Origin of the sequence: Lachnoclostridium sp. MSJ-17 (assembly GCF_018918205.1) — a bacterium.
GTDB lineage: Bacteria > Bacillota > Clostridia > Oscillospirales > Acutalibacteraceae > Ruminococcoides.
Map to the genome: position 1 here is coordinate 1 of NZ_JAHLQB010000047.1, position 13,736 is coordinate 13,736.

At 47.5% G+C, this 13,736-nt stretch carries 14 protein-coding genes and 1 tRNA gene; 5 read left to right on the forward strand and 10 right to left on the reverse strand.

Annotation, left to right across the window (positions count from 1 at the left end; translation table 11 throughout):
• Positions 1 to 42: 42 nt before the first annotated feature.
• The 3 genes from KQI64_RS04055 to KQI64_RS04065 all read left to right on the forward strand — a co-directional run bounded on the left by KQI64_RS04055 (position 43) and on the right by KQI64_RS04065 (position 2,906).
• Positions 43 to 118, forward strand: a tRNA-Gly gene (locus tag KQI64_RS04055).
• Positions 119 to 204: 86 nt separating this feature from the next.
• Complete coding sequence (locus tag KQI64_RS04060) at positions 205 to 2,127, forward strand: sensor histidine kinase (RefSeq protein ID WP_216523455.1); 1,923 nt, start codon at positions 205 to 207, stop codon at positions 2,125 to 2,127.
• Complete coding sequence (locus KQI64_RS04065) at positions 2,124 to 2,906, forward strand: response regulator (RefSeq protein WP_216523456.1); 783 nt, start codon at positions 2,124 to 2,126, stop codon at positions 2,904 to 2,906. Before KQI64_RS04060 ends, KQI64_RS04065 begins: the two co-directional genes overlap by 4 nt.
• Positions 2,907 to 2,962: 56 nt before the next feature.
• Here KQI64_RS04065 and KQI64_RS04070 read toward each other — a convergent pair whose 3' ends face one another.
• From KQI64_RS04070 to KQI64_RS04110, 9 genes are all read right to left on the reverse strand, one after another.
• On the reverse strand, positions 2,963 to 3,505 hold the full coding sequence (locus KQI64_RS04070) for a hypothetical protein (RefSeq protein WP_216523457.1): 543 nt from the start codon (positions 3,503 to 3,505) through the stop codon (positions 2,963 to 2,965).
• Complete coding sequence (locus tag KQI64_RS04075; RefSeq protein WP_216523458.1) at positions 3,498 to 4,667, reverse strand: DUF6765 family protein; 1,170 nt, start codon at positions 4,665 to 4,667, stop codon at positions 3,498 to 3,500. The genes KQI64_RS04070 and KQI64_RS04075 overlap by 8 nt, the downstream gene beginning before the upstream one ends.
• A 10-nt stretch (positions 4,668 to 4,677) precedes the next feature.
• On the reverse strand, positions 4,678 to 5,142 hold the full coding sequence (locus KQI64_RS04080; RefSeq protein WP_216523459.1) for a hypothetical protein: 465 nt from the start codon (positions 5,140 to 5,142) through the stop codon (positions 4,678 to 4,680).
• 14 nt (positions 5,143 to 5,156) lie between these two features.
• Entirely contained in the window at positions 5,157 to 5,801 is a 645-nt protein-coding gene (gene rpe / locus KQI64_RS04085; protein WP_216523460.1) for a ribulose-phosphate 3-epimerase, read from the reverse strand.
• 21 nt (positions 5,802 to 5,822) lie between these two features.
• Positions 5,823 to 8,456 carry a hypothetical protein gene (locus KQI64_RS04090; RefSeq protein ID WP_216523461.1) on the reverse strand — a complete coding sequence of 878 codons (2,634 nt, stop codon included), beginning with the start codon at positions 8,454 to 8,456 and terminating at the stop codon, positions 5,823 to 5,825.
• Positions 8,457 to 8,474: 18 nt separating this feature from the next.
• Positions 8,475 to 9,224: a 23S rRNA (guanosine(2251)-2'-O)-methyltransferase RlmB gene (rlmB, locus tag KQI64_RS04095; RefSeq protein ID WP_216523462.1), complete on the reverse strand. Its 750-nt coding sequence runs from the start codon at positions 9,222 to 9,224 to the stop codon at positions 8,475 to 8,477.
• Positions 9,225 to 9,304: 80 nt separating this feature from the next.
• Entirely contained in the window at positions 9,305 to 9,883 is a 579-nt protein-coding gene (locus tag KQI64_RS04100; protein WP_216523463.1) for a DUF6512 family protein, read from the reverse strand.
• Positions 9,884 to 10,207: 324 nt separating this feature from the next.
• Entirely contained in the window at positions 10,208 to 10,717 is a 510-nt protein-coding gene (locus tag KQI64_RS04105) for a spore maturation protein (protein WP_216523464.1), read from the reverse strand.
• A 1-nt stretch (position 10,718) separates the two neighbouring features.
• Positions 10,719 to 11,303 (reverse strand): nucleoside recognition domain-containing protein, encoded by a 585-nt coding sequence (locus tag KQI64_RS04110; protein ID WP_216523465.1) that lies wholly within the window; start codon positions 11,301 to 11,303, stop codon positions 10,719 to 10,721.
• A gap of 144 nt (positions 11,304 to 11,447) precedes the next feature.
• Here KQI64_RS04110 and KQI64_RS04115 point away from each other — a divergent pair, with 144 nt between their 5' ends.
• Positions 11,448 to 11,690, forward strand: a complete 243-nt coding sequence (locus tag KQI64_RS04115; protein ID WP_216523466.1) for an AbrB/MazE/SpoVT family DNA-binding domain-containing protein — start codon at positions 11,448 to 11,450, stop codon at positions 11,688 to 11,690.
• A 24-nt stretch (positions 11,691 to 11,714) separates the two neighbouring features.
• Entirely contained in the window at positions 11,715 to 12,314 is a 600-nt protein-coding gene (locus tag KQI64_RS04120; protein WP_216523467.1) for a 4'-phosphopantetheinyl transferase family protein, read from the forward strand.
• Positions 12,315 to 12,344: 30 nt separating this feature from the next.
• Here KQI64_RS04120 and hemW read toward each other — a convergent pair whose 3' ends face one another.
• A complete protein-coding gene (hemW, locus tag KQI64_RS04125; protein WP_216523468.1) occupies positions 12,345 to 13,445 on the reverse strand; it encodes a radical SAM family heme chaperone HemW in 1,101 nt (366 codons plus the stop codon).
• Positions 13,446 to 13,736 lie beyond the last annotated feature (291 nt).

A 13,736-nucleotide genomic window follows, 5' to 3' on the forward strand; every position in this document is an offset into this window, starting at 1 on the left:
CCGTGTCGATGGTTCGATTCCGTCCGGAGGCACCATAAATATGCGGATGTAGCTCATCTGGTAGAGCGCCACCTTGCCAAGGTGGAGGTAGCGGGTTCGAGCCCCGTCATCCGCTCCATTGAAAAAAGACGCTCAAAAAGAGCGTCTTTTTTCAATTCAGTAAACCAAAATCGGAATATAATGCAAGGGATTTGGGTGAGTTTTATGCGAAAGGCGCTTCAAAGCAAAAGATGGACGATAATATCTCTCGCGCTTGTTTTCGCGATGCTCGGCGGTCTTATCGCGCTCGGGGCAATGGTTTATTACAGATTTGATTTTTACGAGAAAAAGACGGTCTTTCTCGAGGGAGAATATTCTGTTGACGACGGAGACTGGCTGACTATTGACCCTGATAAGCCTATTGTAGCCCATGACTTTCATAAGGTAGTGTTTAAGGGCAAGCTTATTTCGGAAATGAGTTTTTTCACCGATATTAATATTTCCACAAAGAATGTCTGGTATACCCTTAAGACTGCTGACGGCACACTTTTAGCAGACCATATATATTTCAGCAGGGAAGAGTGTCTTGATTCTCTGTACGATGCCTATATCTCCAATTCTCCCGAGCCCGATGACCCGATGATTGATAAGGATTATTTTTTTGAGCACTATCCTCTCGGCGTTTCTTTCGATATGGATTTGCCGAACACGCCCGGCTACTGTGTTCAGAACCTGAATATGGAATATTTCAATGAGATGGGCGTTTCAATGGACACTGAACTGGTTTTGGAGCTCAATAACCCGTATCCGATATCGCGCACAAATTTATCCGACAGCCTCGAGGTCACGATGAGCTTCGCTAACGGAAGCTATCTTCAATTCTTTTTTGAATCGTTTCCGTGGCTGCTGTTATTTGTTCTGGTTTGCTTTTTCGGTGTTTTTCTGTTTCCGGTAGCGGGCTTCATTCTCGGCAAAATCAATTATAAATACCTCACCTTCGGAGTCCTTTGTCTGTTTTGGGGTTTATATATGATAGCACAGAGCGTCAGCGAGTATATGAACCTGTGGTTCCTCGACTGCTCGGTTTGTATGATGTTCGAAATACTTCTAAATTATTTCTTTATCATCTCAGTGCTATTCTATCTTCGCGCAAATCTCAAGCGTCCCGTTACCAGAATCATCGCGACAGTCTCCGCTTCGGTGTATTTGCTTATTGTTATCGCGGCGATTGTTTTTCATTTTACGGGAATCGCCGATCTGTATGCTACGACCCCGAATATCTACATCTATACCGCAATCTGTACGGTTATTATCACTGTGCTGTTGATTATTGAATCAAGAAATAACCGGCAGGCAGTGTTCATACTAGCCTCATGGACGCCGCTGACCATATCGATAATTCTCGATGTGCTGAACAGATGTTTCAGCTTCACCGATATTCATTTCTATATCTTCGGAAGCGCGATAACAATGGTTTATCAGATCATACGTTTTATTCGCGACTTGAAGAAGCAGTACAAGGAAGCTATCCGTTATCAACAAATGCAGAATGAGCTTTACGAGGCAAGAGTTGCAATTATGGTGAGCCAGATACAGCCGCATTTTTTGTACAATTCTCTTTCGAGTATAGCAATGCTTTGCAAGATCGACCCTGATACGGCGCAGAAGGCAACCATTACCTTCACCAAATACCTGCGGGGGAATATGGATTCGCTCAAGCAGACCTCTCCCGTTCCGTTCGCAAGGGAGCTTGACCACCTTGAAAAGTATCTTTATATAGAAAAGCTCCGCTTCGGCGACAAGCTCAATATTATATACGATATTCAGTGCAGGGATTTTGAGCTTCCTCTTTTGTCGGTTCAGCCATTGGTTGAGAACGCCGTAAAGCACGGTGTCGGAATGAAGGAGGAAGGCGGCACGGTAACAATAGCCACGCGTGAAACGGAAAAAACGTATGAGGTTATCATTTCTGACGACGGAGTAGGGTTTGATACAGAGTCGGTAAAGAACGACGGACGTTCGCATATAGGAATGGAAAACACCCGCAGGCGCCTGAAGGAAATGTGCAGCGCCGAGGTCAGGATAACAAGTGTGATAGGCGAGGGAACGATAGCAATAGTTATAATTCCAAAGGAGAACAATAAATGAGGATATTCTGTGTAGATGACGAGCCGCTGATGCTCAAAATGCTTGAGCTTGCGGTGAGGGAAGCAAAGCCGGACGCGGATATCACGGCTTTTTCGAGTCAGACGGAACTTTTGAAAGAGGCTAAAGCAACCGGCTGTGACATCGCGTTTCTCGACATTCACATGAGAGGAATGAACGGCGTAGAGCTTGCAAAGGAGCTCAAGGCGGTTAATCCGAAGATGAATATTATCTTTGTCACAGGCTACAGCGAGTATACAGGCGAAGCTATGCAGCTTCATGCGAGCGGCTATATCATGAAGCCCGTCACCGCAGAGGACGTTGAACGCGAGCTTTCTGATCTTCGCTTTCCGGTTGTCCCGAAGGAAAACGCGCTTTTGAAGGTTCAGTGCTTCGGCAATTTCGACGTGTTCACACCCGACGGCGCTCCTGTCCACTTTGACCGCAGCCGCTCCAAGGAGATCTTCGCTTACCTTGTGCACCGCCACGGCAGCTCCTGCACGATAAAGGAGATAGCCGCCGCGCTTTTTGAGGACGAGCCTTATGACAAGAAACAACAGTCTTATCTGCAGATTCTTATTTCCTCAATGATGAAGAGTCTCAAAAAGGTCGGCGCCGCAAAAACTATCAACAAAAGCTATAACAGCCTCTCGGTAAATGTCAGCACCCTTGACTGTGACTACTACCGCTTTGCCGAGCTTGACGCCGGTGCAGTAAACGCGTACGCTAACGAATATATGAGTCAGTATTATTGGGCTGATTTTATGTTCAATGATTTTTAATAATATAAAACAATACCGCTCCTCCGAACAGGGAAGAGCGGTAATTTTTTTGATAATTATTGAATATAAACGATAGCGGTTCTGCGGAACGCGTTGATAAAATGCATGACCGCGGCATAACCGAGGTTGATACAGTATCCGTATAAAAGGACGGTAGTTTCGCGGAAAATTATTCCGATGACAAACAGCGCAATAGTAGCCGCAACGCGGATACAGCCGCCCGAGAACTTCATTTTCCAGGACGGAGCTCCGTTTTTCTTTGCCTCGAAAGCGCGAAGGATATCAATGGCTCCGGAAAAGGCATAAACGCCTAACAGATATATCATCACCCAGAACTGCGATTCGGTGATCAGGCTAGCTGAAAAGATAGCGACATCAAGGAAAATTATACTTTGAAACAGAATGCTTTTTCCTCCGACCATGTGCCGCGCCATTCTGGTGTAATACCAGAGCAGGCGGAAGCCGTATAAAAGCAGCGAGAGGGAGATAATAGCGGCAACGATGATTATTCCGTCTTTGGGGTATTCCAGAAGAATAAGTGCGAAAAGAACAAGTCCGATTCCTTTGAAGAAGCTGATTATACGTTGAAAACTATTCATCTGAGCCAGCCTCCCTTCGTTTCAGCAGCTTTTTGAAATCCCTGATACCCTTAAAGCCCTTGCTGCCGAGCTCAATGGAGTAGCCTGCAAGCCTGTTTCCGGACTGGAAAATTTGATTTGTAACCATGCTTTTCTGAGCCAGAGCGCCGATGATAAACCTGCCGAGGAAGGTATCGTCCTTTTCATCAGCATCTGCGTCGAGGTATTCCTTCTCGATAGCTTCTACGTCGATTTCCTCAAGCTCATGACCGGACAGCTTCTTTCCGAGCTCGCGCCAGTCCTTTGTTGAATCAAGCTGCACAGTGTGCAGAATGCGCTGTATCTCGTCCTTTACAGGCTCGATCGATTCCGTGTCATAGTGTCCTTTCTCGAACTCGGGAATAGTACCTCTCAGGTATTTCAGCGCGTAAACCATTTGAGTAAACGCGCACAGATAATCCGAAGGATTATCCTTTATTATTTCCTCGTAATTGCCCCAGGCGGGAAGATACTTATATCTGACAAAGCAGTAGTCGGGCAGATGTCCGGCTCGTCCGTGACCGAGACTCATGATCGAGTTTTCATTGTTGTAGTAAACCGTGTTGGTATACGCGCTTTTTTCGGGTTCGTCCGGTGAGGAAGGACTGTGGCGAAAGTTGACCTTGCGTTCTTCTTCTCCGTTCTCGCCCTGAATCAATTCAAAAAAGTGGTAGTTTGTGTTATTGATAACGAGCGAGGGCGTACCCGCGAAGTAGCTGTGCGCCCAGGTGTCCGCGAGAACATGCATTGCGATGCCTGCGTCCTGCAAATTTTTACCTTTGGCGCGCCTGACAGTTTTCTCGAGAAGTTCGCTGTTCGGTTTACAGATAAGTCTGTATTTTTTCAAATATTTTTTTGAGCATTTCTGCTCAGGCACAGCGTACAGATCTCCCGGCAAAAAGTGGAACGACGCCCAGATCCGCGTTATATCCTGCAATCCGATTATGTCCGTTCTCGCGTCCATAAGCTCGAGCTGGAGCTGTGTAGTCGCGGCGGACTGCGGCGCATGGAGCTTTGACAGCATTGTTCTGGTGCAGAGGTCAACCATCTGTGAGCTGTAGCCGATAACCGCGCTTTCCTCGTGGGAATAGCCCGCGAGAATTGCCGCGCAGTAGGTTGCGTAGCAGTGAAAATCCTTATTCATGCGCACCTCCTCAGTTCTTGAGCAGAGATTTCAGCCTGATACTGTAAACGATAATTTCAAAAAGTATTATTACAGCGGATATATCGATAACAATATTCACCGATTGGCTGAGAATATTGTGACCGGAGCTGATTATTAAAAAAATCTCAGAAATGATTATAGCCAGATAATACGACACGGTAATAAAGGCGACAATAAGATAAAACACGCTGTTTTTTCTGCCGCGGCCCAATGCACGTGCGGAAATACCGATAATTAAGAAGTGAATGAAGAAAACTACCGCAAAGGTCATTACAGTGATAACAAATGCAATTTCATACTGTTCCTTTGAAAATCCTTCAATAGCTTGATAGTAATCCGAGCGTTGAAGCATACAGATAAGAGAAAATTTTATCAGCATCCATAATCCGAAAGCGACAGAGCCGGTACCAAGCGTAATCAGGTTATTTTGCAATCGTCTGATTGTTGCGTCCATATGACATCACCCTTCTAAAAAGCAGCCAGTCTTTTTATGGCTTCACTTGGATTTTCCGCCTTGAAAACCGCGGTGCCCGCTACTGAAACGTCAACTCCCGCCTTTGCTGCCTCGGCAATCGTCGCGTCTCCGATGCCTCCGTCAGCTTCAATCAGAACATCAATTCCGCGCCGGGTGATCTCAGCCTTTATAGCCTCAACCTTGGGCATCATGTCAGCCATAAAGCTCTGTCCGCCGAAGCCAGGCTCAACTGTCATTACAAGAACCAGATCCAGCTTGTCGAGATAGGGGAAAACCGCTTCCGCAGGTGTTTTGGGCTTGAGCACAAGACCCGCCTTCAAGCCGCGGTTCTTGATTTTTTCGATTGTCTTGTCAATATCGGAATCGCTCTCTATGTGGAAGGTGATGATATCAGCGCCTGCGTCGGCGAAGTCGTCGATATATTTCAGCGGTTCGCTTATCATCAGATGAACGTCGAAGGGCTTGTCCGTAAACGGACGCACCCACTTTATAACGGGAGCGCCGAAGGTAAGGTTAGGGACAAAATGGCCGTCCATAACGTCAAGGTGCATCCAGTCCGCACCTGCCTTGTCCATGCGCGCGATTTCATCGCCCATTTTTGAAAAGTCGCAGGATAACAGCGACGGAGCAATAAGCATATAAACTTCTCCCTTCGTTTGTTACGGTTTTTGTATAGCGGGCGCTGCGATTGCCGCTACAGCCCAGAATAATGTGTAAATCAGCACCTCGAGCGAACCCATAACGCCGATATTCGCGTAAAGCGATAGGACTGAGGCAATGAGGATACCGAGTACGATAGCGATAAGCTGTATCATGATTGCCAGCGAAATATTGCTTTTGATCTTGACGCTGCCGGAAATTGCTCTTGCAAGCGACGCAGCCTTTCCGCCCGTGATGAGATAAGAGCGTGAGGTTTCCTCTGTTGATGTCTGCGCTTCCTTGAGCACATGACCGAGTCCAGTGGGCAGCACCTTGATGCTGCGATAGAAAAGACCGTAGAGCTTTGCGACGAGGTCGTCGGTGATATTGTAGTCGGTCGTGCGGATAAGGAAGCTGATGCCGTTAGCCTCAGCTCGCTGCAGTTCAGCCTGAAGCTCCTGGTCGGCGTGGTATATGGTGACGACCATGGCTACAAGTCTGCCCGCGCGTGATATATAGGTGATTTGTCTGCCCTTGGAGGTGTAACGTTCCTCATATTCGGGAGTAGGGGTCTCAACGCTGTACTTGTCCATGAGGTTGCGTGAGCCGACAAGAACGCGTTCGCCGTTGATCCAGCCGACAAGTCCAAGCTCGTCTTCGTAAAGCACCGACTCAACCTCGGGAAGCTGTTCGCCCGTTTCCGAGATAACCGAGTCAAACGCGTTTGCCAGCGGGTTCTGTGCCTCCTTGAGTACCGCGATACCACAGAGCAGGGACTCGTCAACATTGTAGTCCTCGTATGTTTTGATTCCCTCAAGCTCGATGCAGTCAGTGGGGAACAGCTCGTTCGCGTCAAGCATAATAGCGGTGCTGTCACAGAACTGTTTTATGGACGGATAGCCCGCGAGCATTGCGCCATATCCGAGAAGATTCTTGCACAGCCTTCTTACGGGGAAGTTAACTGCGAGGAGAGTGGAAACAGGAATCGCAAGCGCGGAAATAAGTGCCAGCGTATTGATCGCTCCTCCGAAGGAGAGCTTGACCACACCGTAAAGCAGGGCGATAACAAGAGCGACAACCGAGGTTATCGGCGCAAGCTTGGAGGCGAGATCCTCACTCGGGTCAGGAGCGTAGGAAATTTTCAGGAAATTCGCGGGAAAACCTGTCTGGTGCTGATAGGCGATAAGAGCTCTGTCCGCGGCAGTACCGCTGAGCATTTTGCCGGCGACGTACTCGTTGTTATAGATCTTAGCTGCGTATTTCTGTCCCTTTGAGGAAACGAAACGGAAGTTATCCTTGACGCGGAGCACCATAATCAGCTTGCCCAGATTGTTGGTGAATAATGCGAGCAGAACGACAACACAGTAGTAATTCACGCTGAAAACGGTCATGTCGCCGAGCGTGAAGAATGAAACTATGGTCTGCAGCACAGCCGCGACTGCGGCGACAGCGACAGCGGTGTCGGAGTTGCCCTTGAACCTGAGCAGAGGAGTAAGACCGCTCATTACCGCGACTCTGTTTACAAATACAGAGAAGCCTACAAGCAGGAAGTTAAATACGGCGTAGGCTGCAGGCGCTACGGGCACGGCTGAGATAATGGCGTCGGGGAATATCCTCGTTACAAATGTCATAACTATAGACAGCAGCGTAACAATGCCCATAATAAGCGTTCTTGAAAACAGCTTGCGGATATTGTGATTAAGCTCATAGAGAATGCTTTTTTCGTCGTCCTCGCCGGTATAATCCTCGATGGTTTTGGCTTTCTCGTGAGGAATATCATCGTCGTCCGATTCGTCCTTTGAAAAGAAGCCGACAACAGCCGAAAGGATTTTTTCTTTGGCTGAACGGTCGTCCTCTTCCTTTTCATCTTCCTCGATATCCGGCTTTGGCTCGGGACGGATAACGTGAGTGATGACCGACGGATTCTTGGAGCGTATATACTCCTCGTATTCGGTAGTGACAACCTCCGAGAAACGGCCTGCTTTTATGTTAAGCATGTCCTTAGGATCCTCGGGACGGTAGATCGGAACCTTTGCGACTACTCTCTCGAGCGGTTTTTCTGGTTTTTCCGGAGTCTCGGGCTCAGGTTTTTCCGGCTCCGAGGGTTCAGCAGGCTGTTCCTGCTGAACGTTTTTTTCTTCGGGCACCTCTATGTCGATTGAAGTGATGTTTTCGATCACGGGAGCCTCTTTAAATGTGTCAGCGGTGCTGAGCACTTCGCCTGAGAACTTGGTGTCCTCGGCGTACTCGGGGGTAAGCGTCACGATTTTTCCGGTTTCCTGAGGAGCTTCCTCCTCAGTCTCACGTTCGGCGTTTTCTATTGCCTCACGCTCGGCTTCCTCGGGAGTCTGAACCTTTTCGTCCGCGCCGTCCATGATCAGTTCAGCCTGTATTGTAGCCGCGTTTTTATCTCCGACGATCGTGTTGTTATTTTCTTCCTTGTCCAACTCAAGCGGATTTGCGTTTGTCAGGCGCGGTTTCATGTCTGCGTTGCTGAAAATATCCGCAATCTTTGGCTTTACGCGGTATTTCTGAGCGGTGCGCTTCATTTTTTCGCGGTCAGCCATCTCATGAGTTTCCGCGAGGATATTCTCGATCTCAAGCTCCTTGAGCAGCTGCTCCTGCTTTTCCGCGTCCTTATTAATATCTGACAAGGCATTCACATCCTTTCATTATCTGTCTTTCATAGCCTCATACATCAGAATGCCGGCGGCAACCGACGCGTTGAGGGAGTTGATCTTGCCCTTCATCGGAAGGGATACTATCACATCGCATTTTTCTCTGACGAGTCTTGAGATGCCCTTGCCCTCGTTGCCGATGACAATCGCGCATGGTTCCGAGAAATCGCACTTCCCGTAGTCGGTGCCGTTCATATCCGCGCCGAATACCCACACGCCGCGCTCTTTAAGCTCGTCGAGAGTGTTCGCTATGTTTGTGACTCTCGCCACGTTCATGTATTCAACAGCGCCGGCGCTTGCTTTGCCGACAGTGTAGCTCAGACCTGCGCTTCTGCGTTTGGGAACGATAACTCCGTGAACTCCCGCGCATTCGGCTGTGCGTATAATGGCGCCGAGGTTGTGCGGATCCTCCAGCTCGTCCAGCACAAGGATAAACGGAGCTTCCTCTTTTTCACGCGCCGCATTGAAAATATCATCAACCGTGCAGTAATCCTTTACTGCTGCAAAGGCGAGAATTCCCTGGTGAGTTGAGCCGCCGCTCAGGTAGTCGAGCTTGACCCGGTCGACTTCCTTGATCGGGATCTGCTTAGCCTTGGCTTTTGCGAGGATAGCGACTACAGCGCCGTTTTTTTCACCTTTCGCAACGAGGATTTTGTCAATCGGGCGGTTTCCGCGAATCGCCTCGCTGACGGGATTTCTGCCGGAAATAACGTCGGTTTTTACTTCGTTCTGTTTTTCGTTCATAGGCAACCCCTTGTCACATAATTATACATTTTAATATTATAACACAGTTTTCGGAAAAAGAATAGGGTTTTTGAAAAAAATTACCTCAGATAACAGTCGCCTAAGTCAAAATAATCGGGAATCAGACCGTAAAGCCCTGTTTTGCAGTCCGTAAATAGGATATTTTTAAGCGGAAAGGGCGTCAGACTGAAATAACAGGCGAGAAACAGGAATAATAAAAACACGCAGGGAGCAAAAAAACGGCTCAGATCAACACTTGAGTAAAAAACCATGAGCGATACAGCGGCGCTCAGAGAGAGAGAAAACAGACACATCGCCTTAAACGCCGCGCAGTCTGTTTCAAGACCGAATGAGCGCAGAATAAGCGAACCGAAGATCAGAACGGCAGCGAGAATATACAGTGAAAATGTTTTTGCCGCTGTGAGCCTGTGCAGGGACGGCTGCAGGCTGAGGGCTTCAAGTATTCCCCAGAGCAGATAGGAGAGAAGGATAGGTTTTATACACTCCCACGGACTGCTGTTAACCGAACCGAAAAGTACTCCTATAAGTCCTTTTCCGCTCAGTTCATACAGAAATCCCGCGAGAATGGAGTACAGAGAGCAGAACAAAATTCCGCCAAGCTCCATTTCTTTCAGATATTTTGCGCGCTCAGGGAACATTTTTACACCTCGTAACACTTGTAACAATATTGTATTATATTATTTTGGAATTAAAAGCCTCGGATAATAATTCCTGCGCGGAATATATACATTATGTATTATTCTTGTTTTTCAATAAAATGTGGATAACTCTGTGGAAAATGTGTAAACATACCCTTGAAGCAGGTTGAAAAACGACTGATTAGGACGGGAATCTTAAAAAGTCAATACCTTTCATACAATTCCACATAAAATTTTTCTTATATATCCCGTTCAAGAGAAACTACAAATAGTTATATTCCTGTGTCAATGGCATTTGGAGTCAAAAGAAATTACAGTTATATTTTAATAAAAAAACATCTTTACCGTCGCTGCGCTCATCACCAGTGCGGTAAAGTCGGCGGCAAGTGCTGCGGGCAGAGTATGACGGGTGTTTTTGATATTTACCGACCCGAAGTACATTGCCGTCGCGTAAAATGTTGTTTCGCTCGAGCCTGCAAGTACCGACGCGACTCTGCCCGCAAAGCTGTCGGGTCCGCAGTCCGTGAAAACGCTCAGCAGCAGCGCCGTAGCGCCGCTGCCCGACACCGGACGCAGCATAGCCATCGGCACTATCTCCGGCGGGAAGCCGAGCTTTTGAGCGGCGGGAGCGATAAGTGAGCAGATAACATCGACCGCACCGCTTGATTTCAGCAGGCTGACAGCGAACATCAATCCGATTATTGTAGGCGCGATATTATACAGAGTGCGTATTCCTTCCTTTGCTCCCGTCATAAACACATCCAAGACGCGAACCCGCCGAATCAGACCGAACAGAACTATCACGCAGGCAAAGACAGGCATCACAAGCTCCATGTTACAGCCTCCTTTTTCTCTTGTTAAGCCCGACGGCTATTGTCAGCGCAACTGAGAGCGCACAGGCGGAGCATATCCATACCGGAATAAGTATCTCAAACGGAGAATTGCTTCCGTAGCTCTGCCTGAGAGAGCCGAGCATTGTCGGGATAAGCTGCAATGAGGCTGTGTTCATTACGACAAAGACTATCATCTCGTCGCTCGCGGTGTCGCTGTGACCGTTCATAACGCTAAGCTCACGCATCGCCTTTAACCCAAGCGGTGTAGCGGTATTGCCAAGACCAAGCAGATTCGCGGTGATATTCATCGTAATGCTTCCGAAGGCGTCGCTGTCTTTATCGAGCCGCGGAAACAGGGGATGCAGCAGCGGAGAAAAAAATTTCGCAAAAAGCGCTGTCAGTCCGCTCTCCTGAGCGATCTTCATTATTCCCGACCATAAGGTCATAACTCCCGCCAGAGTCAGCAGAAGCTGAATTGTCTGAGCGCCGCTGTCTACTATTGCGGCGCTCAGCTTTTCGCCGTTCCCGAGAAAAATCGAGCATACCACGCTCAGGAGCACGATGCCGCTCCAGATGTAATTAAGCATATACGTTCACCAGACAACATAGTATTCTTTTCGCAATATATCAGCGCGAGATTCCTGTCGATAATTGACAGAAATGCCACTTTATGGTATTATTATGTACATAAGAGGATTATAATCATTTATGCAGTTATTCGGAGAAGGATTATGATTTTTACTAATTTCAGGGAAATAGATAAGCTCGGCAGAATCGTTATCTCCAAAGATATCAGAAAGCATCTGGGTATCGAGCCCGGAGACGTTCTGCAAATCAATACGGAGGGTGACAGTATTATCATAAAAAAAGCCGAGAAGAAGTGCGTCTTTTGCAACGGAGAAAAAGAACTGCGCGAGTTTGAGGGCAAGACCGTCTGTTCCGACTGTCTTGAACGCCTTCGCGCTCTATCCTAAGTATATAGGCGGTGGCAAAAAAATATGAAGCTTTATTTGTCAAATATTTCCGGTGTACAGCCGCGCCACAGGGATCTGCTTTCTCCCGAAAGGCTGAAAAAGGCTGACAGATATAAAATGCCCGGCGATAAAAAACGCTGTATCGCGGGCGGAGTTATGATAAGGCGCATTCTGGGGGATACTCGGATTACCGATAACGGCCGCGGTAAACCAGTGGCGGCGAACGGCACTGCTTTTAATCTCTCGCACAGCGGAGACTGGGTCTTGCTTGCAGTCGGCGAGGGAGAGGTCGGCTGCGATATTGAGTATCCAAAACTTGTCAGCTATGAAAAAATGGGCAGAATAGTGTTCACGGAGAACGAGCTGCGTCTTATAAAAGAAGCGCGCGATAAAATGGGTGAGTTTTTCAGACTCTGGACAAAAAAAGAAGCTCTGCTCAAGTGTATCGGCGATGGCTTTCACCGTCCGGCGAAGTCCGTTGACGTAAGCGGAAATAGTATTGCTGACGGGAACAGGGTATATTATCTAAAAACAATTGTGTTTTCGGACTACGTAATTTCCGTCTGCGCGGCGGATTCGGACTTTGAAATTGATATTGAGTTTATAGATTTGAGCAAAATGTAAAACGGCTGCCGATTTTTGGCAGCCGTTGTTTTATAAAATTATTTCCGCGATAACCGCGTTTGACACCAGAAAGCCCTTTGGAGTAAAGCAGGCATGACTTGAATCAACCTCCATTAAGCCCGCTTTCGCGAAAGTCATGATTTTTTTCATCTGAGCAGGGGAGAGAGGACGATATTTTTTCTCGAGCTCGCTGAAAACCAGCCCGCTTTTGAGCCTTAGGGACAGCATAATGAACTCGTCAATATCGCCGCCGTTTCCGTCGGGTATTATAATATTATCCTCAAACGCCTTCATATCCCGTCCGTAAAAGAACCGACTGCCGTCGAGTAAGGAATGCGCTGACGGCCCGATTCCTATATATTCGCCGCATTTCCAGTAGGCGGAATTGTGGCGGCTTTCATAGCCCGGAACGGCAAAATTAGATATCTCATACTGCTTATATCCGAGCTTGCCGAGATAATCGACGGCGGACAAATAGAGCTCAGCCTGCTTATCGTCGTCGGCGAGATCAAGCTGACCCTGAATGTCAAAAAACCTCGTGCCTTCCTCGATTTTCAGCAGGTAGCACGAGATGTGCTTCACGCCGCAGCTTTTACAGAAGTCAATCGATTCCTTAAGGCTATCAACTGTCTGGTGCGGAATTCCCATCATCAGATCGAGCGATAAGTTGTCTATTCCCGCAGCTTTTGCTCTTTGTGTTGTCACGAGCGCGTCATCGGCGGTGTGTATTCGTCCGAGAGCTTTCAGCTCGCGCTCAATTGCAGTCTGGAACCCGACGGAAACGCGGTTAAAGCCCGCGGTTCTGAGCTTTTCAAAATCAAGTGTTTTCCCGGTCTCAGGGTTGACCTCGACGGTGATCTCGGCTTCCGGCTCGACGGTGAAGAAATTTTTAATACAGTTAAGAATATCCGTCAGTCTGTCCGCGCCGAGCACACTCGGAGTTCCGCCGCCGAAATAAACGGTGGAAACTTTTTGGGGAGATTTATTGCTCCAATATTGAATTTTCTCTTTCAGAACGCGGACGTAGTTGTCATAATCGTTTTCCGCTGCCTTTCCGCTGAAAAAATCGCAGTACGGGCATTTGTTTTTGCAGAATGGGATGTGAATGTAGATACCTATTGACCCGGACATAAAACGATCTCCTTTTTAAAGTTTTTGAGACAGGAGCATTTCTGCCCCTGCCTCAAAAGTTGGAAGGTATATGAAAAGATAGGAATAATCTTTGGTACACTCTTATATTACAATATTTTAACTTTTTTGTCAAGTTTTTGTAGCGAAATATTTCAAAAAAATTTTTTTAACATAAATCCCGTAATTAATGTTGACATAAGGCGCATGAAAATTGTAAAATAATAAAGTTACAGAAAATTCCGAAAGGATTGAATTTATGAGCTCATACAGAGACGAAATCACAAAACGAAG